Source organism: Bacillus sp. GMa5/1 (assembly GCF_050172015.1).
Taxonomy (GTDB): domain Bacteria; phylum Bacillota; class Bacilli; order Bacillales; family Bacillaceae_G; genus Bacillus_A; species Bacillus_A cereus.
In genome coordinates this window covers 21,268-42,106 of sequence record NZ_JBNLYC010000031.1, presented here as the reverse complement: position 1 = coordinate 42,106, position 20,839 = coordinate 21,268, and the positions used below count along the sequence as shown (strand labels likewise).

Here is a 20,839-nt window from a genome sequence, read left to right as displayed (position 1 = left end):
ATCTCTATAAAAATAAATACATAACGAGTATAAAAGATGAATGGTTTAGCTATTCATCTTTTATTTTGTATGCACGTGAAAAAGTTAATTTATGTATACAATCAAAAAATAGCTAAATACTAACAGTGAACGAATAAAGAAAGGTAGGAGTATTCCATGCAAAATTTAACAGAGCTTGAAGTAGAAAACTTACGTCATTTAATTGGTGGACACGCAACAATTATTAACAAGTTGGAGCAGTATGCAGAAACGTGTACAGATCCACAATTGAAACAAATGTTACAAAAGGATGCGCAAGATGCACGAAATACGAAACAGCAATTAATGACTTTCCTAGGATAGGAGGAAGCGGAACATGAATGAAAAAGATATGGTAAATGATTATTTAGCAGGATTAAATGCAAGTTTAACAAGCTATGCAAATTATATTGCTCAGTCTGATAATGAGCAGTTACATCAAACGTTAATTCAAATTCGTAATCAAGATGAGATGCGCCAACGTAATATGTATGAGTACGCAAAGCAAAAAAGTTATTACAAACCGGCAGCACCTGCCAATCCGATGATTGTGCAGCAATTGAAAAGTCAGTTAAGTGCAGAATAATAGGATGAAAAAACGAGCGAAAATGGATTCGCTCGTTTTCTTTTTGTATATGTCAATAAATACATAATAAATATTTTTCCAGCTGTAACAAATATGACGAAAATGGAATATAACAATTCACAAAAAGGACAAACACTTTGCTCAATATTTCACAAAGTATCCATGGTTTCTATCGTGAGAACCTTTATAATTAGGAGTGTAAAGAGCAAAAGAAATAGATTATATGATCAATTAGGAGAGATTGCTATGAAAAGACATACAAGAAAAATTGCAATTATCGGTACTGGATTAGTTGGATCAAGTTGTGCGTATTCTATTGTGAATCAAGGTATTTGCGAAGAGCTATTATTAATTGATATAAATCATGAACGTGCAGTTGGGGAAGCGATGGATTTATCACATTGCATTAACTTTACAAATACAAGAACAAAAGTATATGCAGGAAGCTATGAAGACTGCAAAGATATGGACATTGTTATTATTACAGCAGGGCCAGCACCAAAACCTGGACAAAGTCGCTTAGATACTTTAGGAGCGAGTGCGAAGATTATGGAAAGTGTTGTTGGCGGCGTAATGGAAAGTGGATTTGATGGTATTTTCTTACTTGCATCGAACCCAGTTGATATTATTACATATGAAGTGTGGAAATTATCTGGATTACCTAGAAATCGCGTAATCGGTACAGGTACATCATTAGATTCTTCTCGCTTAAGAACAATTTTATCTGAAATGTTACATGTAGACCCTCGTAGTATTCATGGGTATTCATTAGGAGAACATGGTGATTCTCAAATGGTTGCTTGGTCTCACGTAACTGTTGGTGGAAAGCCAATTCTGCAAATTTTAGAAGAACAAAAAGAACGATTTGGTAAAATAGATTTAGATGAAATTGTTGAGAAGACTGCAAAAGCTGGTTGGGAAATTTATAAACGTAAAGGAACTACTTATTACGGAATTGGAAATTCTCTAGCATATATTGCGAGTTCAATCTTTAATGATGATCACCGTGTCATTGCTGTATCAGCCATTTTAGATGGTGAGTACGGTGAATATGATATTTGTACAGGAGTACCAGCTATTATTACTAGAGATGGTATAAGAGAAGTTGTAGAACTCAATTTAACAGAGGATGAAGAATCTCGATTCGCAAAATCAAACGATATTTTACGTGATTATATGAAAACAATTGGTTACTAACTTATAGAAGAAGGTGAAACAAATGAAGGAATATATAATGTCTCGTGTATTTAAAGCATCTGCTGGAATCGCACAAGGTATTTTCGTATCCCTCGGAATTGGTTTACTGATCGAAAATATAGGAAGAATTGTTGATATACCATTACTTATTACAATCGGAGTTGTTGCAAAATCACTAATGGCACCGGCAATTGGTGCCGGAATTGCTTTTATGCTCGGTGCAAACGGTCTTGTAATCTTCTCGGCGATGGTAGCCGGAGCAATTGGTGCCGGATCCATTTCAATTACTGAAGCCGGTCTAATTATTAAAACAGGTGAGCCAATCGGTGCATTATTAACAGCAACTTTAGCTGTATATATTGGTAAACGTTTAAGTGGAAAAACTGCGTTAGATATGATGCTCGTTCCATTTGCGGCCATATTAGGTTCTGGTTTAGTTGGTATTTGGTTATCTCATAATATTACTCCTGTTTTAAATACAGTTGGAGCGTTTATTAAAGATAGCTCAGCTGGTAGCCCATTCATCGCTTCTATCGTCATTGCAGTAGTTTGGGGGCTATTACTTATCTCTCCAGCTTCATCAGCTGCGTTAGCAATTGCACTTAGCTTAGACGGTGTTGCAGGTGGTGCTGCTCTTGCCGGATGCGTCGCTCAGTTTATCGGATTCTCTGTCATCTCAGCGAAAGAAAATAATTTAGGTGGCATATTAGCTCAAGCACTTTGTACTCCGAAAGTACAGTTACCAAATATCACTAAAAATCCAATGATTCTCGTCCCAACTGTCGTTGCCAGTGCTATAGTCGGTCCAGTATCCGCATTAATTTTCCAACTGGAAGCAGGAAAGGAAATTGCAGGTCTTGGATTAAGTTCTCTTATCGCACCAATTAATTTAATTTCCAGCCAAGGATGGGAAGTTCTCCCGGCGATGGTAATTACTTATATCGTCATTCCAGTAGCTGTTTCTTATATACTTTACATTGCTCTTAAAAAAGCAGGTCGTATTCACTCTGGTGATATGACTGTACCGCAATCTTAAGTTGAAAATCTCCTTAATAATATATAAAAGCAGACTGAGAAGCCACAGTCTGCTTTTTTGTCATGCTACATTCTATGATTTTGTTTTACTGGAACTCTTATTGGTTCTTTGGCCAATAAGAGCTGAACGCCGAAGTAAAGTATACTTGCAAGCGTCATTCCAGAAATGGCATCTACAAAGGCATGCTGCTTCGTAAATAGCGTTGATAAAATAATAAGTGTACCGAAGAAAGTAAGGATGTAATATTCAAAAGCATGCTGTTCTCTACGCTTAAAGGCAGCTAACATAATTACAAATGTAGTAAGAACGTGAATGCTAGGGAAACAGTTTACTGGCTGGTCGATACTATAAATATAGCGAACTAGTTCAGAAAATACATCTGTTCCAACGACAGTCGGACGCGGTACAGTTGTTTGCCAAAAATAATAAATAGAAAAACAAGCAAGCTTTCCAAAAATAACACTACTTAAAGTGACATAATATTGCTTTCGGTCAGCAAAGCAGTAATAAATAAGTGCGCCGTATAAGTATGGAAACCAAAGTAAATAAGGAATAATAAATGCTTTTACAAATGGAATCCAATCATCTACTACAGTTGTAACGTCTACTGCGTGAACAGTCGATTTATTTAATACGTCGTAAAGGGGACTTACGAGCACGAGTAGAAGTATATAACTTAACGGAAGAAAAGATGAAAGTTTAAATTTCTTCATGTTGATCTCCTATGTTTAGTAATGTAAGTAAATTCAATTGATTATAATATAGAAACGTGAATTGGGCTATCGATTTTACTTACATTTTCTTGAATTAACCTTACGTTTTTGTCACTTGACTAAAAAGAAGGAGAGGGTGCTAAATGAAGCGTTTATCGTATTTCTTATTTTTTATATTGATATGCCTAGTAGGTGCTGGGTGTGCAAAGGATAAAGCAGGAGAGAAATTAGAATATAACGGAAGAGCACTCGTAATTGGAGTTGTTGGAGAAAAGCCGAAAGATATGTTTAGGAATGTAAAGTTTGAAGAAATGAAGTTAGAGGAACTGGAAAAGAAATCTAAGGAAGTGGATGGTTTTCTCATAATGAAAGATCACTTTCAAGAAGCCTCAACAGAGCAGTATAAAAATGTATTTTCATCGCTAAAGAAACCAGTGTTTTTTATCGGTTTACAAGATAAATCATATTCAATTTTTATTACAAAAGGAATAGAGTATAACAGTGCACGAAAAGATGTAAATGCTATGTATACGCAAGGCTTTGCAAATATCGGAAGTGGTGAAGGGCAACAATGGGCAATTGGTTTATCTAATGGTGGAAATACAGAAGAAAGTATTCATAATATGTATATCGTCGTATTTCAAACCATCGCAGATTATTTGAATAGATGATGAGGGAGCCTGTAAACGAGGCTTCTTATTTTTTTAATCAAACGTTTGTTTAAGCTGTATGTTCGGTAGGAAGAAACTGATGTAACTCAATGGTTAACAAAGAGAAATGGAGAATTAATCAAACGTTTGTTTAAGCTGTATGTTCGGTAGGAAGAAACTCCTGTAGTTCAAAGGTTAAGAAAGAAAAATGGAGAATTAATCAAACGCTTGTTTAAGATATATGTTTGGTGCAGAATCTAAAAAATTTATATATTTATTTTTTTCTTAACAAATGGCGGAAAAATAAGAAAAATTCGCAGGATTATTAAAAATTATCACGAAATAAGTAAAAGTTTAGCGAATAATGGTTTGAAATAATAAAACGTTTTCTATATGATAAAGGTAAAGGTTAGTAAAAAAGTAGGTGAATTTATGACAGTAACATTTTATTCATATCCAAAGTGTGGCACATGTCAAAAGGCAAAGAAATGGTTTGAGGCAAACGATGTAGCATATGAGATGATTCATATTGTTGAAAATCCACCATCAAAAGAAGATTTACGTAATTTACATGAAAAAAGTGAATTACCATTAAAAAAATTCTTTAATACAAGTGGAATGCGTTACCGTGAACTTGGTCTAAAAGATAAGTTGAAAGATGCAAGCGAAGACGAAATGTATGAGCTTTTAGCATCTGATGGCATGTTGATTAAACGTCCAATTGTAACAGATGGAACGAATGTAACACTTGGTTTTAACGAAGAGCAGTTTGAAAGTGTGTGGAAAAAGTACCAATAAGGTATTTTTACATAATTAATACATTCACTGGAGGTACAGTCATGAGCATTCCAAATAATTTACGTTACTCTGAAGAACACGAATGGGTAAAAACTGAAGGTAATGAAGTTGTTATCGGTATCACTCACTTTGCACAAGGTGAGCTAGGCGATATCGTATTCGTTGAACTTCCTGAAGTAGGTGCAACAATCGAAGCTGACGAGCCATTCGGAAGCGTAGAATCTGTTAAAACAGTTTCTGAGTTATACGCACCTGTAAGCGGTAAAGTTGTAGCAGTAAACGAAGAATTAAGTGACCAACCAGAACTTGTTAACGAATCTCCATACGAGGGTGCATGGATGGTTAAAGTTGAACTTTCTGATGCAAGCCAAGTTGAGAAGTTATTAACTGCAGAAAAATATGCAGAAATGACAAACCAAGACTAATTATAGTCGACTAAAGGACAGCCTTTGTGCTGTCCTTTTTTATTTTATGTGAAATAATGAAATTCAAGTTATATGTAAATAAATAAGCTATTATGAGAAAAACTGTTTTGTGGTAAGGTTTCATAAGTCTTCACAATCTAAACGAGCCGCTTGCGCTTTTCATTGTCCAGCTCTAGCGGCTAGATTGTTCGGTGGCTTCGCTTCTTCCTGCAAGGCCAAAAGCGCCTTTACGTCAGAAGCTCCATCCCCCTCACAATCTGAAAGAGCCGCTTGCGCTTTTCATTGTCCAGCTCCACCTCCTAGCCCTTCATGTCTAAGAACCTTCCGTACGAGAAGACAAAAAGCGTCTTCTGTACGAAAGAACCTTAGCCAACAGGGCTAAACAGTCGGTTCCGCTTTTCGTTGTCTAGCTCCAGCGGCTAGAACAGTCGGTCATTTCACTCCTTCACTTGAGGCAAAAGGCGCCTCTAGTTCAGGAGTTCCAATGCCCTCCTGTTCTAAACGAGCCGCTTCCGCTTTTCTTTTGCAAAAATAAACAGGAAACAACATGAAAATAACGAATATACTATATACTAAGTTCAAGGTTATATAGTATATGGTGATCGGGTGATGACATATGATTTATGTAGAAAAAGTCATTATTGTAGAAGGTACATCAGATAGAAGAAAGATTGAATCTATTATTCGTGAACCGGTGGAAATTGTTTGTACAAATGGTACAATTGGTTTGTCGAAAATGGATGAGCTCGTTGATCAGTTTTTTGATAAGGAAGTGTATGTGCTAGTGGATGCTGATGATGCTGGAGAAAAGTTAAGGAAACAATTTCGAAAAGAATTTCCGCAAGCCGAGCATATCTATATTGATCGCTCGTACCGAGAAGTGGCAACTGCGCCATCTACACACTTAGCAAATGTATTATGGGGAGCCGACATTGACGTTTATACAGAATATTTACGGTAAGGAATGATAGAAGTGATTGATTGGACAGGAGCCGAAGCTACAGCCCTAATAGAGAACGAAGAAAAAACAGTATTATATGTATATACTCCAATGTGTGGAACATGCCAATTAGCAAAAAAGATGTTAACAGTCGTTGAGATGACAATTGAAGGCCTCAAAATTGGGATGTTAGATTTAAATTATGCTCCGTATTTAGCGAAAGAGTATGGGATTGAAAGTGTACCTTGTTTACTTGTTTTTGAAAATGGGACACTGATGAAGAAGATATACGCATTTCATTCGGTTGAATATTTATATACGGAATTAAAGTAGGCGGCAAAATTTTTGCCGCCTCGACATATTTCTTGGGAAATATGTCGAGATGCAGGGTGGATACAGTATTTGTCGAGCGAAAATAACAGGATTGCTCTTTAGTGAGAGGGAATGGTATGTAATAGAAAGTGATATGAAGGATGTGATTTAGGGTGAGATTATATTCTTTGCTTCAATCATTTGTAAATTACGCTAATGGTCAATATCATTTAGAACCGCTTTTAAGACAAGAAGAAAAAACTGTTAATTTTCGCTTTGGAGATGAAAGTTGTTCGTTACAAATTTCAAGAGATTATATAGAGCTGGTACATGAGGAAAGAGGAACGGAACAAATCATTTGCTTAGATGAAAAGGATATAGAACAATTGGTGAATGGAAATGTACGATTGCAAATGTTAATGAACGATGGACGTGTACAATATTCAGGAACGTACCGAACGATGTTATTAGTGGAATCGATGTTTCATATATGTAAACCGATGTCAGTAGGTGCTTAAAATTCTGAAGTTTCATTTTTTGCGAAAATTTCTGTTGACATGGTGAGTGTATATTGATACAATTCAAGTCATAAAATATAGACAATTTCATAAATTTCAAATCAGACGAAAATTGAATCTGATTTCTCTTATCAAGAGAGGTGGAGGGACTGTGCCCTGTGAAGCCCGGCAACCGTCAACTTATGTTGAAATGGTGCCAATTCCTGCAAAGCGAATGCTTTGAGAGATGAGAGAGAGGGATAATGTTGTTATATACGCATATAAACCTTTCTGCTTCTCTAAAGCAGAAAGGTTTTTTTATTGTTTGAATGTGGAGGACATTCAAATAATAAAAGTAATGATAACAGTGGACTACACGCATTAAAAATAAAAAATTGCGGAGTCGATCCAAACAAAAAAGGGGTGAACATCATGATTCTATTAGAGAACGTAAAGAAAATATATAAGGCGAAAAGCGGTGATGTCACTGCTGTAGATAACGCCAATTTAAAAATAGAAAAAGGCGAAATATTTGGTGTTATTGGATATAGCGGCGCTGGAAAAAGTTCGTTAATCAGATTGTTTAATCAGTTAGAGAAACCGACTTCTGGCCAAATTACAATTGCGAATCGTGTTATATCAGCAATTACAGGAAGTGAACTTCGTAAGGCAAGACAAGAAATCGGAATGATTTTTCAACACTTCAACTTACTTTGGTCACGAACTGTACGTGAAAATATTGAGTTTCCACTTGAAATTGCAGGTGTTGATAAAGCGAAGAGAAGAAAACGTGTTGATGAATTAATTCATCTTGTTGGATTAGAAGGAAGAGGAGACGCGTACCCATCTCAGCTGAGTGGAGGACAAAAGCAACGCGTCGGGATTGCAAGAGCATTAGCTAACAATCCACAAGTGCTTTTATGTGATGAAGCAACGTCAGCTCTTGATCCGGAAACGACAGATCAAATTTTAGATTTACTATTAGACATTAATAAGCGTCTTGGTTTAACAATTGTACTCATTACACATGAAATGCACGTGATTCGAAAGATTTGTAACCGAGTGGCGGTAATGGAGAGAGGAAAGATTGTAGAAACAGGTCCAGTACTTGATGTATTCCGTAATCCGAAGCAAGATATTACGAAACGATTTGTACAGCAGTTAACAGATTCTGAAGATACAAATGAAACAATTGAAAGTTTAATTGAAAAATATCCAGATGGAAAAGTAATTCGTTTGCAGTTTATCGGTGAGGCTGTAGAAAGACCAGTGCTTCAACGATTAATGCAACGCAGTGATATAGAAGTTAGCATTTTGCAAGGAAATATTGCACAAACGAATAACGGTTCTTACGGTAGTTTAGTTGTTCATTTAAATGGTGAGGAAACAGCGATCCAGCAAGCAATAGAAGGAATTCATCAAGATCAAGTAGAGCTGGAGGTGATTGCACATGGATAAGTTACTCGCAAATGTTGATTGGAATCAAATGTTAGAAGCAACTGGTGAAACGTTATATATGACGGCAATCGCAGCTCTTGCGACATTTGTTTTAGGACTCATTTTAGGATTGTTACTCTTCATGACAGCAAAAGATAATTTATGGGAAAACAAATCAATTAATACGGTGATTGGAGCATTCGTAAATATATTCCGCTCTATACCGTTCATCATTTTAATTATTTTATTAATCCCATTTACAAAGATTCTTCTTGGAACAATTCTTGGAGCAAGTGCAGCTCTGCCGGCTTTAATTATTGGAGCCGCACCATTCTACGCGAGAATGGTTGAAATTGCACTTCGCGAAATTGATAAAGGTGTAATTGAAGCTTCAAAAGCAATGGGAGCAAAAACAAGCACAATTATTTTGAAAGTGTTAATTCCAGAATCATTACCAGCATTAGTATCTGGTATTACGGTTACGACAATTGCTTTAGTAGGCTATACAGCAATGGCGGGAGTTGTTGGTGCTGGTGGCCTTGGAACACTTGCTTACTTAGAAGGATTCCAGAGAGGGAATAACGATGTAACAATCGTTGCGACAATTTGTGTATTACTAGTTGTATTTTTAATCCAGTGGATTGGTGATAGTTTAACGACTCGAATAGATAAACGATAATAAAAACGGGAGGATATTTTAAATGAAAAAATTATTACTTACGGCACTTATTTCAACTTCAATTTTTGGGTTAGCTGCTTGTGGCGGGAAAGATAAAGATGAAAAGAAACTTGTTGTTGGTGCTTCTAACGTACCGCATGCTGAAATTTTAGAAAAAGCAAAACCGTTACTTGAGAAAAAAGGAATTGAATTAGAAGTGAAAAAATTCCAAGATTACGTGTTGCCAAATAAATCGTTAGCGGATAAGGAATTAGATGCAAACTATTTCCAGCACATTCCGTATTTAGAAAAAGAAATTAAAGATAAAAAATATGATTTTGAAATAGCAGGGAAAATTCATATTGAACCAATTGGTGTATATTCTCAAAAATATAAGAGTTTAAAAGAACTTCCAGACGGGGCGACAATTATTATGAGTAATTCCGTTACTGACCATGGACGTGGTTTAGCAATTTTACAAAAAGAAGGCATTTTAAAAATTAAAGACGGAGTAGATCCAGTTAGTGCAACTCCAAAAGATATTGCAGATAATCCGAAACACTTAAAATTCAAAACGGATATTGAGCCTGGTTTGTTGCCACAAGTGTATAACAATAAAGAAGGCGACGCTGTTTTAATTAACTCGAACTATGCAATTGATGCGAAATTAAACCCAGAAAAAGATGCAATTGCAATTGAAGGCGATGATTCTCCATACGCAAACGTACTAGTGGTTCGTAAAGGTGATAAAGATAAAAAAGCGATTAAAGAGCTTGTAGAAGTATTACATTCTAAAGAAATTGAAGACTTTATTACTAAAGAATATAAAGGTGCAGTTGTTCCTGTAAAAGAATAATTGCTGAAAAAGGGCTGGTGTATGCCGGTCCTTTTTTACTACATAACTATAGGGAGAAGGGGACGTCATATGAAAAAGATTCTATTGTCAGTTGTTACAGCATTATCTGTATTTACATTAGCTGCTTGCGGAGGGAAGGAAGAGAATAAGCTTGTTGTGGGAGCTTCTAACGTGCCGCACGCTGTTATTTTAGAAAAGGCACAGCCGATATTAGAGAAAAAAGGCATTAAGTTAGAGATTAAAAAGTTTCAGGATTATGTACTGCCAAATAAAGCGTTAGCGGATAAAGAAATTGATGCGAACTACTTCCAGCATATTCCGTACTTAGATAAAGAAATTCAAGAAAAGGGATATAAAATTGTAAACGCAGGAAAAATCCATTTAGAGCCGATGGGTATTTATTCTAAGAAGTATAAAAGCTTAAAAGACTTACCAGATGGCGGGACAGTGATTATGAGTAATAACGTAGCGGAGCGTGGCCGTATGCTAGCACTGTTACAAAAAGGCGGCGTTATTAAATTAAAAGACGGAGTAGATGTTGTTAAGGCAACAGTAAAAGATGTAGTCGAAAATCCGAAAAACTTAAAGTTTAAAACAGATGTAGAGCCTGGATTGTCACCAAAGCTGTATGAAAATAATGAAGGTGATGCTTTATTTATTAATTCAAACTATGCAATTGATGCAAAATTAAATCCAACAAAGGATGCAGTTGCGATTGAAGGAGCAGACTCTCCGTATGCAAACATCATTGCAGTTCGTAAAGGTGATGAGAAGAAAAAAGAAATTAAAGAGCTAGTAGAAGTGCTACATTCAAAAGAAATTCAAGATTTTATTAATAAAGAATATAAAGGTGCTGTACTTCCGGTAAGTGAATAAATATAAGGAAAGGGCTGGAAAATTACCAGTCCTTTTTTCTTTATATAAATAAGAAGAAAGGTGTATCATAGAAAGATGTGAAGGAAATACTTATATACATTTGTGAAAAAACGGTTACTTTTTTTCGTCGTTTGCGATATCATTTTATTTGATATAAAATTAGAATGAGAATAAAATGAGAATATGAACGTTTTAGGAATTTTTAAAATGTATATATAGGATTAATGGAGGTATTGAGATGGCTGGTTCTACATTAACGGTTAAAGACTTACACGTATCAATTGATGGCAAAGAAATTTTAAAGGGTGTAAACCTTGAAGTAAAAGGTGGAGAAATCCACGCAATTATGGGACCTAACGGAACAGGTAAATCAACTTTATCTTCTGCAATTATGGGTCACCCAAAGTATGAAGTAACAGAAGGTAGCATCATCATCGACGGTGAAGATGTATTAGAAATGGAAGTAGACGAGCGCGCACAAGCAGGTCTATTCCTAGCAATGCAATATCCAAGTGAAATTAGCGGAGTAACAAACGCTGACTTCTTACGTTCTGCAATTAACGCACGTCGTGAAGAAGGCGATGAAATTTCTCTTATGAAATTTATCCGTACATTAGATAAAAACATGGAATTCCTAGAAATGGATCCAGAAATGGCACAACGTTACTTAAACGAAGGTTTCTCTGGTGGAGAGAAAAAACGTAATGAAATCCTTCAATTAATGATGATTGAGCCAAAAATCGCAATCTTAGATGAAATCGACTCAGGTCTTGATATCGATGCATTAAAAGTTGTATCTAAAGGTATTAACGAAATGCGCGGCGAAGAGTTCGGCTGCCTAATGATTACGCATTACCAACGTTTATTAAACTACATCACTCCAGACTTCGTTCACGTTATGATGAACGGTCGTATCGTTAAATCTGGTGGCCCTGAGCTTGCACAACGTCTAGAAGCTGAAGGTTACGACTGGATTAAAAAAGAATTAGGTATTGAAGACGAAACAACAGAGCAAGAAGCGTAAGAGAGGAGCATAAACATGACAATCGGTACATTACCTTTCGATCAAGAAACAATCCGTCAACGCGCAAGCGAAGTAAACGAAGCTGCTTGGTTGACTGAGTTCCGCTTACAAGCTCTTGCACAAGCAACTGAACTTCCAATGCCAACGCCTGATAAAACGAAAATTGACAAATGGGACTTTATCGGAAAAGGCGACGCTGCTAAGCAAGAGCCTGTAAGTTCTTTAACTGAACTTCCAGAAGCAGTGAAAAACTTAATCGATGAAAATAACAGCGTATTAGTACAACGCACTGGTACAACTGCATTCGTTTCTTTAGCAGACGAAGCAAAAGAAAAAGGTGTTATTTTTACAGACATCGTAACAGCAGCAACTGAGCATGCTGAACTAGTACAAAAGTACTTAATGAAAGACGGCGTGAAAGTAGACGAGCATCGTCTAACTGCACTTCATGCTGCATTAATCAACGGTGGTGCATTCGTATATGTTCCGAAAAACGTTGTTCTTGAAACTCCACTTCAAGCTGTATTCTTAGTAGACGGCGAAGAAGCTAACGTATATAACCACGTACTATTCGTAGCTGATGCGAACAGTACTGCAACTTATGTAGAAAACTATGTTGCAAATGAAAATGCTAAAGGTATTGCAAATATCGTAGCAGAAGTAATCGTGGAACAAGGCGCACAAGTGAAATTCGGTGCGGTTGATCTATTAGCAAAAGACGTAACAACTTACGTTAACCGCCGCGGCGTTGTAGGACGCGACGGCCGTATTGATTGGGCTCTAGGCCTTATGAATGACGGAAACACAATTTCAGAGAACGTTACGAACTTAATGGGCGACGGTTCATATGCTGATACGAAAACAGTAACAATTGGCCGTGGCAACCAAACACAAAATTTTACAACTAAAGTTGTTCACTTCGGTAAACATTCTGAAGGTTGGATTTTAAAACACGGTGTACAAAAAGATAGTGCAACATCTATCTTTAACGGAATTGGTAAGATTGAACACGGTGCATCTAAATCAAATGCACAACAATCTTCTCGCGTTCTTATGTTAGATGAAAAAGCTCGCGGTGATGCAAACCCAATTCTTTTAATCGACGAAGATGATGTAATGGCAGGTCACGCAGCTTCAGTAGGTCGCGTAGATCCAGTCCAACTATACTACTTGATGAGCCGTGGTATTCCAAAACGCGAAGCAGAACGTTTAGTCATCCATGGATTCTTAGCACCTGTAGTTAATGAGCTTCCAATTGAAGGAGTAAAGGCACAGCTTGTTGAGGTAATTGAAAGGAAAGTTCGCTAATGAATATTCATGAAATACGCAAACAGTTTCCAATTCTTGATCAAAAAGTGAACGGCAAACAACTTGTTTATTTCGATAGTGCAGCAACTTCTCAAAAACCAATTCAAGTCATTGAAACGTTAGAACGTTACTATAAAGAATATAATTCTAACGTGCATCGCGGTGTTCATACGCTCGGTACGAAAGCTACCGACGCGTATGAAGGTGCACGTGAGAAAGTTCGCAAGTTTATCAATGCGAAATCAATGGAAGAGATTATTTTCACGCGCGGAACGACAACTGCATTAAATACAGTAGCGGCTAGCTATGGTCTTGAAAATGTAAAAGAGGGCGATGAAATCGTTATTTCTTACATGGAGCACCATAGTAATATCATTCCGTGGCAACAAGTTGCGAAGAAAACTGGTGCAACTTTAAAATATCTTCCGCTTCAACCAGATGGGACAATTTCAATAGAAGATGCTCGTCAAACAATTACACCGAATACAAAAATCGTTTCTATCATGTATGTTTCTAACGTACTTGGAACGATTAACCCTGTAAAAGAAATCGGAGCAATTGCACACGAAAATGGCGCAATTATGGTCGTTGACGGTGCACAAAGTACACCTCACATGAAAGTAGATGTACAAGATTTAAACTGTGATTTCTACGCATTATCTGCTCATAAGATGTGTGGCCCTACAGGTATCGGCGTATTATATGGTAAAAAAGAATTGCTAAACAATATGGAGCCAATTGAATTTGGTGGTGAAATGATTGATTTCGTAGATTTACAAGAATCTACTTGGAAAGAGCTTCCGTGGAAGTTTGAAGCAGGTACACCGATTATCGGTAATGCAATCGGACTTGGTGCGGCAATCGATTTCCTAGAAGAAATCGGTCTTGATAATATTGAAAAGCATGAGCATGAATTAGCGCAATACGCTTTAGAAAGACTATCAGAAGTAGATGGCGTTACAATTTATGGTCCAAAGCATCGCGCTGGTCTTGTTACATTTAATATTGAAGACGTACATCCTCACGATGTAGCGACTGTATTAGATGTAGAAGGCATTGCAGTTCGCGCAGGACATCACTGTGCACAACCGCTTATGAAGTGGCTAAAAGCTTCTTCAACAGCACGTGCGAGCTTCTATTTATATAATACAAAAGAAGAAATTGATACATTTGTTGACTCGCTAATCAAGACAAAGGAGTATTTCACAAATGTCATTTAATAATTTAGATACGTTATATCGTCAAGTTATTATGGATCATTATAAAAATCCTCGTAACCATGGCGTATTAGAAGATAGTGTTACCGTTAACTTGAACAATCCAACTTGCGGCGATCGTATTCAACTTACGATGAAAGTAGAAGAAGGTATTGTGCAAGAGGCGAAGTTTGAAGGCGAAGGATGTTCAATCTCAATGTCTTCAGCTTCAATGATGACACAAGCAGTAAAAGGTAAGAAAATTGAAGAAGCACTTCAGCTTTCGAAAATTTTCTCTGACATGATGCTAGGAAAAGAGTACGATGACAGCATCGATTTAGGAGATATTGAAGCATTACAAGGCGTATGCAAGTTCCCTGCACGTATTAAATGTGCAACATTAGCGTGGAAAGCGTTAGAAAAGGGCTTAAACGAAGATAAGTAATGTTAAAGGTTCCTAAAAACGAGGTTATCTAAGGAGGGACACACCAACATGGCGAAGCAACTGCCAGATATCGGCGATTATAAATATGGTTTCAAAGACAAAGACGTTTCGATTTTCCGTGCTGGACGCGGTTTAACAAAAGAAATCGTTGAAGAAATTTCACGTATGAAAGAAGAACCACAGTGGATGTTAGACTTCCGTTTAAAATCACTGGATAAGTTCTACGAAATGCCAATGCCACAATGGGGCGGCGACTTAAACGACTTAGATTTCGATGAAATTACGTACTACGTAAAACCATCTGAGAAATCTGAGAAGTCTTGGGATGAAGTACCTGATGAAATTAAAGCAACATTTGATAAATTAGGTATTCCAGAAGCTGAGCAAAAATATTTAGCTGGTGTATCTGCACAGTACGAATCTGAAGTTGTATACCACAACATGAAAGAAGACCTAGAAGCTCTAGGAATCGTCTTCAAAGATACAGATAGCGCATTAAAAGAGAACGAAGATATTTTCCGTGAACATTTCGGAAAAGTAATCCCACCAACAGACAACAAATTCTCTGCATTAAACTCTGCAGTTTGGTCTGGTGGATCATTCATCTACGTTCCAAAAGGTGTTAAAGTTGATACACCACTTCAAGCGTATTTCCGTATTAACTCTGAAAATATGGGACAATTCGAACGTACGCTTATCATCGTAGACGAAGGCGCACACGTACACTACGTAGAAGGTTGTACAGCACCTGTTTACACTACTAACTCACTTCACAGTGCGGTAGTAGAAATCATCATTAAAAAAGATGCTTATTGCCGTTATACAACAATCCAAAACTGGGCGAACAACGTATACAACCTAGTTACAAAACGTGCGGTTTGTGAAGAAAACGCAACGATGGAATGGATTGACGGTAACATCGGATCTAAATTAACGATGAAATACCCAGCAGTTATCTTAAAAGGCGAAGGCGCTCGTGGTTTAACATTATCTATCGCGATTGCTGGTAAAGGCCAACACCAAGATGCTGGTGCGAAAATGATTCACTTAGCACCAAACACGTCTTCAACAATCGTTTCTAAATCGATTGCGAAGCATGGTGGTAAAGTAACTTACCGTGGTATCGTACACTTCGGACCAAAAGCGAAAAACTCTCGCTCTAACATCGAGTGTGACACGTTAATCATGGATAACCAATCTACATCTGATACAATTCCTTACAACGAAATCAAAAACGATTACGTTTCACTTGAGCACGAAGCGAAAGTATCTAAAGTATCAGAAGAACAATTATTCTACCTAATGAGCCGTGGTATTTCTGAGCAAGAAGCTACAGAAATGATCGTAATGGGCTTCATTGAACCATTCACTCGCGAACTTCCAATGGAATACGCAGTTGAAATGAACCGCCTAATCAAGTTTGAGATGGAAGGTTCTATTGGTTAAATAGAAATGCGGAGCCGACTGTTCAGACCCGTTGACTAAGGTTCTTTCGCACAGAAGATGCTTTTTATCTTCTCGTGCGGAAGGTTCTTAGACATGAGGGTCTAGGAGGCAAAGCTGGATAATATATGTATGAAGAAAGCGCCCTGCTGTGCAGGGCGCTTTTTTGTTTTGCGGATTTGTCTTGGCTTGGGAGAGGATACCCGGGTGGGTGTTCAGTTAAATATATCAGCGATTTTTCAAATATATCGTCCATAACTCGAAATATATCAGCGATTATTTCAATATATCGACGATTCGACAAGGGATATCGACTTATCAACAAATTACGACATAGCAAGAGGAACGAATACCCCGTACCCTTCAAAAAGGAAAGGAGCATTTATACATAAAGAGGGCAACTGAAAGTAATTTAGATTAAAATACTGACAAATGCAGCAAAGAACTTATGGGAAAATCCCCACGGCTAACTTTCTGACAAATCCCCGCTCTACCAACAAATCCCCACACTGGCAAAAATAAAGTTTCTCATATAAAAAGGACAATCTTTTGCTTTTTCTCACAATGCGAGTACAATGTAAAATAGCAAGAAAAGACGAAAAGTATTTACAGGATTATTGTGTGCGCATAGCGTAAATGGCAGTAAGGAACTGAGAGGAGGTTTTTTCTCTGAATACAAATAAAGAAACAATCATCCACCTTTATCATACAAACGATATACATAGTCATTTTGAAAATTGGCCGCAAATTTCTCGGTTTGTTCTAGGGGAGAAAAAGCGAAGACAGGAAGCGGGAGAGACTGTTTTGACGGTTGATATCGGCGATCATGTGGATCGTTTTCATAGTATTTCGGAAGCGACGAATGGACTTGGGAATACGAAGCTTTTGAATGAGGCGTTATATGATTATGTAACGATCGGAAATAATGAAGGAATTACGTTAGCGAAGGAGCATTTGAATCGGCTCTATGATGATGCTGGATTTGAAATACTTGTCGCAAATTTATTTGAAAAAGAAGGGGTACGTCCGTCATGGGCAAGGCCTTATAAATTGCATACAACGACGGATGGGATTACCATTGCTTTTATCGGATTAACGGTAGCTTATCCAGAGTTTTATCAGATGCTCGATTGGCATATTGAAGATCCCATTATTCATTTAGAGTCTATTTTAGAAGAAGTGAAAGATGAGGCTCATATTACGGTTGTCCTTTCTCACCTTGGAAAAAGTATGGATGAGTATATGGCAGAGCATTATGATATAGATGTTATTTTAGGAGCACATACGCATCATTTATTTGAGCGTGGTATTCTACTGAATAATACTTTACTTTGTTGTTGTGAAAAGTGGGGGCGTTACGTTGGTCACGTACAGCTTACTGTGGATATAGAGATGAAGAAATTGCTGAAAAAAGACGGTAGGGCGATTAAGACGGAACGTTTAGGTGCTTATAGCGAGCCGTTATCCACAATTGAAATACTGCAGGAAGAAAGTGAGCATATAATGGCAGAGTCTGTCGTTCATTTAAAAGAGTCATTACCGGTTGATTGGTTTCATGAGACGCCGTTTTCTCACATGTTAGCAAGTGCGCTGAAAACATGGTGCAATGCAGAGATTGGCATGGTGAACGCTGGTGTACTTCTTGAAGGGTTAGAAGAGGGTGTTGTAACGCGCGGAGATATTCACAGAATTTGTCCACATCCAATTAATCCGTGTGCTTTGAAAGTTCCAGGAAAGATATTAAGAGAAGTTATTTTGAAAGCACGTAAGCCGAATATGGAGAATCTTGAGGTGAAAGGATTCGGATTTCGGGGAAAAGTGATGGGGAAAATGATTTACGCTGGTGTAGAAGTCATTCCAGATACGATTCCCGGGAATAAAATTTTACTCGAAGATGTATTAATTAACGGGGAATCGCTGGAATTAGATCGTATATATACAGTAGGAACGATTGATATGTTTACATTTGGCTACTTATACCCAGAGCTATCCACACTTTCTGACAAACAATATTATATGCCAGAACTACTTAGAGATGTGTTAACAGATATGTTAATAACTTATACATCTTCCGTTAAACTATAGGCTAGTTAACTTGTAACACTCATTTTTCTCTTGTCATACAGATAAGAAAGAGAGGAGTGTGAACTATGGTTAATGTGGAGCCAATTATAATTGATAATTATACGTTTATTGCAGTTAGCGTGAAACTTCCAAAGACGAATTTGCTAGCTGTAATGAGCGATAAAGGATATATTATGTGTGGTGCATTAGATGTAGGTCTTTTAAATGAGAAATTAGGTGATCGAGGAATTATTGCTGGCCGTGCGGTTGGTGTAAGAACGATTGAACAACTTCTTGAAGCACCGCTAGAATCAGTAACGATTGAAGCCGAAGCTTTAGGTATTACGACTGGCACAATCGGAAAAGAAGCATTATTAAAAATGAGATAAGCATATATCGTCCCTCCTTCTTGCATAGAAATGATATAAGAAGGAGGTTTTTTTATGAGTATATTTCGCTCGAAAAACTCGCGGTTTCGAAGGGGACCTATTGCCTTTCGGTATATACTGCTTATGTCGTTTATTCTTTTTGTTATATTACTTACGCAAGGGTTGTGGATTGTGAATAATAATATTCAACCGACCTTAATTAAATATGGGGAAGTAGAGACACATAAAATGGCGACGGCAATTATGACGAAGGCAGTAAAGGATCGAATTAATGAAGGATTCGATGTAGATTCATTAATGAAAGTACAGAATGATAAAAACGGAAAAGTATCCATAATTAATTTAAATACAAAGCAAGTAAATGAAATCGTAACATCAACGACCACGTACATAGAAAAATATTTACAGCAAGTAGAACAAGGGAAGTTGAAGGAGCTAGGTATTTCTGAAAAAAACGGCGCGACTATGGCAGTTCCTTTTGGGCGTGTAACTGATAATGCACTTCTTGGTAATATAGGACCAGATATTCCGATTCATTTCACCCCAGTTGGACATGTGAATACAGATATTAAACAAAAAATTGAGCCGCATGGGATTAATACTACAGCGATTCAAATTGTTATGGAAATGGAAGTAACATTGCAAGTGATTATTCCATTTCATACGAAAGAGATAAAGGTGAAACAAAATGTTCCGATTGCGACGCGTATCGTTCAAGGGGAAGTGCCTACGTATTATGGAAGCGGAAGTGTTGCTGTACCTGATAAAAAGAAAACAGATAGTTAGTTGTAAATAAAGTGAAACTCGGCTCAGTCAGGCTTTTACTGGATAAAAAATAACCGTAGCAATGCAGCTACGGTTATCGTTTTGTATTTGCTCGTTCTTTGCGCTCCCAAAGGCTTAAATGCATGTATGGATCGAAGGCCCATTCTGTATAGCCATTGTCTTTATACATGCCAAAATGTAAGTGGGGCGGAAATTTTCCGGCTGTGCCAGGAGGTCCATAACCAGTGCTACCAACAAATCCGATTACTTTCCCTGGCTCAACAATTTGTCCAAGCTGTATTTCTTTTGAGAACCCGCCTAAATGAGCGTAATAATGGTAATTGTTATGAAGGTCGCGAATACCAATGCGCCATCCACCAAGGCGGTTCCAACCTTTCGTTTCAATAATGCCATAGCAAGTCGATCTTACTGGCACGCCATATCCGGCAAAAATATCGGTTCCTTCATGAATCCTTCTGCCGCCAAAACTTCTTCCAGCGCCGAAAGTACTACGGTAGCTATGGTCACTACGGATCGGAAGAGGAAAAGCATTTCCTTCTAAATTAATACGTCCATAATGTTTATAAATTTGGGCGTATTCGCTAATTAAATCAACTGTTTTGGCACGTCTATAATATTCCCAGAGCATAATTTTAATACGGTCTTCTGATGTTCCTTGTTTCCTTAAAATAGTCGCTGCGGTATGCAGAAGATCACGGTCGCTATTTGCATTTGCAAATCCATCTTTGTCACCATCTAAACCTATTCCGCCAAATAGAGAAATTGTATGGGGGAAAGTATTGTTACTATTAATAGGTCCAGCCCATATTTCTGGTTTGAAATAAAGGGAAATGATGGCATCTGGTTTTTTCGGAATATCTTTTCTTACGCTCCGTATATTTCTTTCATATTGATCCATTGCAGCTAAGTAATACCATGGAATGCCTGAAGACTGCTCGGTTTCTTTATATAGTGCCATGCGCTTTTCGTATATGCTTTGCTGATTATCTTCACCGTAAGCGATGTTTTGGTGGAGAAGAAAACAAATAGAAAGCAAAAGAGAAATTTTTCGAAGCATGAAATAGACTCCTTTCACAACATCACTCTTTTTAGTGTGGGATATACGGAGTATTTCATTATAGGGAACGATTGGAAAAAATCTTAGAATCTTCATTTGAGCAAATCGCTTTCATACGTTAGAATAGA

Annotated in this window: 24 protein-coding genes and 1 riboswitch; of the genes, 22 read left to right on the top strand and 2 right to left on the bottom strand. The window is 37.3% G+C overall.

Features of this window, described 5'->3' with window-relative positions; all coding sequences use genetic code 11:
- Positions 1 to 156 precede the first annotated feature (156 nt).
- From ACQGSG_RS10490 to ACQGSG_RS10475, 4 genes are all read left to right on the top strand, one after another.
- Positions 157 to 342, top strand: coding sequence for a hypothetical protein (locus ACQGSG_RS10490; protein WP_001180551.1), 186 nt, complete (start codon positions 157 to 159; stop codon positions 340 to 342).
- A gap of 13 nt (positions 343 to 355) precedes the next feature.
- Positions 356 to 604: a spore coat protein gene (locus ACQGSG_RS10485; RefSeq protein WP_001002987.1), complete on the top strand. Its 249-nt coding sequence runs from the start codon at positions 356 to 358 to the stop codon at positions 602 to 604.
- Between the two features lie 246 nt (positions 605 to 850).
- Entirely contained in the window at positions 851 to 1,801 is a 951-nt protein-coding gene (locus ACQGSG_RS10480; protein WP_000820651.1) for an L-lactate dehydrogenase, read from the top strand.
- 22 nt (positions 1,802 to 1,823) lie between these two features.
- Entirely contained in the window at positions 1,824 to 2,837 is a 1,014-nt protein-coding gene (locus tag ACQGSG_RS10475; RefSeq protein ID WP_000666178.1) for a PTS transporter subunit IIC, read from the top strand.
- Positions 2,838 to 2,902: 65 nt separating this feature from the next.
- On the opposite strand, the gene ACQGSG_RS10470 is transcribed toward ACQGSG_RS10475, so the two are convergent.
- A complete protein-coding gene (locus ACQGSG_RS10470; protein WP_000713771.1) occupies positions 2,903 to 3,550 on the bottom strand; it encodes a phosphatase PAP2 family protein in 648 nt (215 codons plus the stop codon).
- Between the two features lie 143 nt (positions 3,551 to 3,693).
- Between ACQGSG_RS10470 and ACQGSG_RS10465 the strand changes: the two genes are divergently transcribed.
- The 18 genes from ACQGSG_RS10465 to yunB all read left to right on the top strand — a co-directional run bounded on the left by ACQGSG_RS10465 (position 3,694) and on the right by yunB (position 19,654).
- Positions 3,694 to 4,221, top strand: coding sequence for a hypothetical protein (locus tag ACQGSG_RS10465; protein WP_098869191.1), 528 nt, complete (start codon positions 3,694 to 3,696; stop codon positions 4,219 to 4,221).
- A gap of 411 nt (positions 4,222 to 4,632) precedes the next feature.
- The gene (locus ACQGSG_RS10460; RefSeq protein ID WP_000218968.1) at positions 4,633 to 4,998 is read left to right on the top strand and encodes an arsenate reductase family protein; all 366 of its coding nucleotides are present in this window, start codon (positions 4,633 to 4,635) and stop codon (positions 4,996 to 4,998) included.
- 41 nt (positions 4,999 to 5,039) lie between these two features.
- Positions 5,040 to 5,423 (top strand): glycine cleavage system protein GcvH, encoded by a 384-nt coding sequence (gcvH, locus tag ACQGSG_RS10455; protein WP_000026896.1) that lies wholly within the window; start codon positions 5,040 to 5,042, stop codon positions 5,421 to 5,423.
- 616 nt (positions 5,424 to 6,039) lie between these two features.
- Entirely contained in the window at positions 6,040 to 6,384 is a 345-nt protein-coding gene (locus tag ACQGSG_RS10450; protein WP_000640870.1) for a toprim domain-containing protein, read from the top strand.
- A gap of 3 nt (positions 6,385 to 6,387) precedes the next feature.
- Entirely contained in the window at positions 6,388 to 6,696 is a 309-nt protein-coding gene (locus ACQGSG_RS10445; protein WP_002062684.1) for a thioredoxin family protein, read from the top strand.
- Between the two features lie 152 nt (positions 6,697 to 6,848).
- Positions 6,849 to 7,193: a hypothetical protein gene (locus ACQGSG_RS10440; RefSeq protein WP_001242139.1), complete on the top strand. Its 345-nt coding sequence runs from the start codon at positions 6,849 to 6,851 to the stop codon at positions 7,191 to 7,193.
- Positions 7,194 to 7,318: 125 nt separating this feature from the next.
- A riboswitch (SAM riboswitch) is annotated at positions 7,319 to 7,426 on the top strand.
- Positions 7,427 to 7,604: 178 nt separating this feature from the next.
- Positions 7,605 to 8,630 (top strand): methionine ABC transporter ATP-binding protein, encoded by a 1,026-nt coding sequence (locus ACQGSG_RS10435; protein WP_000601780.1) that lies wholly within the window; start codon positions 7,605 to 7,607, stop codon positions 8,628 to 8,630.
- Positions 8,623 to 9,288: a methionine ABC transporter permease gene (locus tag ACQGSG_RS10430; RefSeq protein ID WP_000359401.1), complete on the top strand. Its 666-nt coding sequence runs from the start codon at positions 8,623 to 8,625 to the stop codon at positions 9,286 to 9,288. The genes ACQGSG_RS10435 and ACQGSG_RS10430 overlap by 8 nt, the downstream gene beginning before the upstream one ends.
- A 22-nt stretch (positions 9,289 to 9,310) precedes the next feature.
- Complete coding sequence (metQ, locus tag ACQGSG_RS10425) at positions 9,311 to 10,123, top strand: methionine ABC transporter substrate-binding lipoprotein MetQ (protein WP_000735096.1); 813 nt, start codon at positions 9,311 to 9,313, stop codon at positions 10,121 to 10,123.
- A gap of 69 nt (positions 10,124 to 10,192) precedes the next feature.
- Positions 10,193 to 10,999, top strand: a complete 807-nt coding sequence (gene metQ, locus ACQGSG_RS10420) for a methionine ABC transporter substrate-binding lipoprotein MetQ (RefSeq protein ID WP_325842571.1) — start codon at positions 10,193 to 10,195, stop codon at positions 10,997 to 10,999.
- Positions 11,000 to 11,237: 238 nt separating this feature from the next.
- On the top strand, positions 11,238 to 12,023 hold the full coding sequence (gene sufC / locus ACQGSG_RS10415) for a Fe-S cluster assembly ATPase SufC (protein WP_000929160.1): 786 nt from the start codon (positions 11,238 to 11,240) through the stop codon (positions 12,021 to 12,023).
- A gap of 15 nt (positions 12,024 to 12,038) precedes the next feature.
- A complete protein-coding gene (gene sufD / locus ACQGSG_RS10410; RefSeq protein WP_000152167.1) occupies positions 12,039 to 13,331 on the top strand; it encodes a Fe-S cluster assembly protein SufD in 1,293 nt (430 codons plus the stop codon).
- A complete protein-coding gene (gene sufS, locus ACQGSG_RS10405) occupies positions 13,331 to 14,551 on the top strand; it encodes a cysteine desulfurase SufS (RefSeq protein WP_001020760.1) in 1,221 nt (406 codons plus the stop codon). The genes sufD and sufS overlap by 1 nt, the downstream gene beginning before the upstream one ends.
- On the top strand, positions 14,541 to 14,972 hold the full coding sequence (gene sufU, locus ACQGSG_RS10400) for a Fe-S cluster assembly sulfur transfer protein SufU (protein WP_000009523.1): 432 nt from the start codon (positions 14,541 to 14,543) through the stop codon (positions 14,970 to 14,972). The genes sufS and sufU overlap by 11 nt, the downstream gene beginning before the upstream one ends.
- Before the next feature lie 48 nt (positions 14,973 to 15,020).
- Positions 15,021 to 16,418 carry a Fe-S cluster assembly protein SufB gene (gene sufB / locus ACQGSG_RS10395; RefSeq protein WP_001118827.1) on the top strand — a complete coding sequence of 466 codons (1,398 nt, stop codon included), beginning with the start codon at positions 15,021 to 15,023 and terminating at the stop codon, positions 16,416 to 16,418.
- 666 nt (positions 16,419 to 17,084) lie between these two features.
- Positions 17,085 to 18,500: a bifunctional metallophosphatase/5'-nucleotidase gene (locus ACQGSG_RS10390; protein ID WP_153580208.1), complete on the top strand. Its 1,416-nt coding sequence runs from the start codon at positions 17,085 to 17,087 to the stop codon at positions 18,498 to 18,500.
- 65 nt (positions 18,501 to 18,565) lie between these two features.
- Positions 18,566 to 18,868: a YunC family protein gene (locus ACQGSG_RS10385; RefSeq protein WP_016118834.1), complete on the top strand. Its 303-nt coding sequence runs from the start codon at positions 18,566 to 18,568 to the stop codon at positions 18,866 to 18,868.
- A 54-nt stretch (positions 18,869 to 18,922) separates the two neighbouring features.
- Positions 18,923 to 19,654: a sporulation protein YunB gene (gene yunB, locus ACQGSG_RS10380; protein WP_325842572.1), complete on the top strand. Its 732-nt coding sequence runs from the start codon at positions 18,923 to 18,925 to the stop codon at positions 19,652 to 19,654.
- A gap of 73 nt (positions 19,655 to 19,727) precedes the next feature.
- On the opposite strand, the gene ACQGSG_RS10375 is transcribed toward yunB, so the two are convergent.
- Complete coding sequence (locus tag ACQGSG_RS10375) at positions 19,728 to 20,711, bottom strand: M23 family metallopeptidase (RefSeq protein WP_058839414.1); 984 nt, start codon at positions 20,709 to 20,711, stop codon at positions 19,728 to 19,730.
- Positions 20,712 to 20,839 lie beyond the last annotated feature (128 nt).

Coding starts and splice junctions, on each gene's coding strand:
- ACQGSG_RS10485 (WP_001002987.1), top strand. CDS start 356: ATGAATGAAAAAGATATGGTAAATGATTATTTAGCAGGATTAAATGCA.
- sufB (WP_001118827.1), top strand. CDS start 15,021: ATGGCGAAGCAACTGCCAGATATCGGCGATTATAAATATGGTTTCAAA.
- ACQGSG_RS10475 (WP_000666178.1), top strand. CDS start 1,824: ATGAAGGAATATATAATGTCTCGTGTATTTAAAGCATCTGCTGGAATC.
- metQ (WP_325842571.1), top strand. CDS start 10,193: ATGAAAAAGATTCTATTGTCAGTTGTTACAGCATTATCTGTATTTACA.
- ACQGSG_RS10480 (WP_000820651.1), top strand. CDS start 851: ATGAAAAGACATACAAGAAAAATTGCAATTATCGGTACTGGATTAGTT.
- ACQGSG_RS10445 (WP_002062684.1), top strand. CDS start 6,388: ATGATAGAAGTGATTGATTGGACAGGAGCCGAAGCTACAGCCCTAATA.
- ACQGSG_RS10375 (WP_058839414.1), bottom strand. CDS start 20,711: ATGCTTCGAAAAATTTCTCTTTTGCTTTCTATTTGTTTTCTTCTCCAC.
- sufU (WP_000009523.1), top strand. CDS start 14,541: ATGTCATTTAATAATTTAGATACGTTATATCGTCAAGTTATTATGGAT.
- metQ (WP_000735096.1), top strand. CDS start 9,311: ATGAAAAAATTATTACTTACGGCACTTATTTCAACTTCAATTTTTGGG.
- sufD (WP_000152167.1), top strand. CDS start 12,039: ATGACAATCGGTACATTACCTTTCGATCAAGAAACAATCCGTCAACGC.
- ACQGSG_RS10490 (WP_001180551.1), top strand. CDS start 157: ATGCAAAATTTAACAGAGCTTGAAGTAGAAAACTTACGTCATTTAATT.
- ACQGSG_RS10470 (WP_000713771.1), bottom strand. CDS start 3,550: ATGAAGAAATTTAAACTTTCATCTTTTCTTCCGTTAAGTTATATACTT.
- ACQGSG_RS10430 (WP_000359401.1), top strand. CDS start 8,623: ATGGATAAGTTACTCGCAAATGTTGATTGGAATCAAATGTTAGAAGCA.
- ACQGSG_RS10385 (WP_016118834.1), top strand. CDS start 18,566: ATGGTTAATGTGGAGCCAATTATAATTGATAATTATACGTTTATTGCA.
- ACQGSG_RS10435 (WP_000601780.1), top strand. CDS start 7,605: ATGATTCTATTAGAGAACGTAAAGAAAATATATAAGGCGAAAAGCGGT.
- yunB (WP_325842572.1), top strand. CDS start 18,923: ATGAGTATATTTCGCTCGAAAAACTCGCGGTTTCGAAGGGGACCTATT.
- ACQGSG_RS10460 (WP_000218968.1), top strand. CDS start 4,633: ATGACAGTAACATTTTATTCATATCCAAAGTGTGGCACATGTCAAAAG.
- gcvH (WP_000026896.1), top strand. CDS start 5,040: ATGAGCATTCCAAATAATTTACGTTACTCTGAAGAACACGAATGGGTA.
- ACQGSG_RS10465 (WP_098869191.1), top strand. CDS start 3,694: ATGAAGCGTTTATCGTATTTCTTATTTTTTATATTGATATGCCTAGTA.
- sufS (WP_001020760.1), top strand. CDS start 13,331: ATGAATATTCATGAAATACGCAAACAGTTTCCAATTCTTGATCAAAAA.
- ACQGSG_RS10450 (WP_000640870.1), top strand. CDS start 6,040: ATGATTTATGTAGAAAAAGTCATTATTGTAGAAGGTACATCAGATAGA.
- sufC (WP_000929160.1), top strand. CDS start 11,238: ATGGCTGGTTCTACATTAACGGTTAAAGACTTACACGTATCAATTGAT.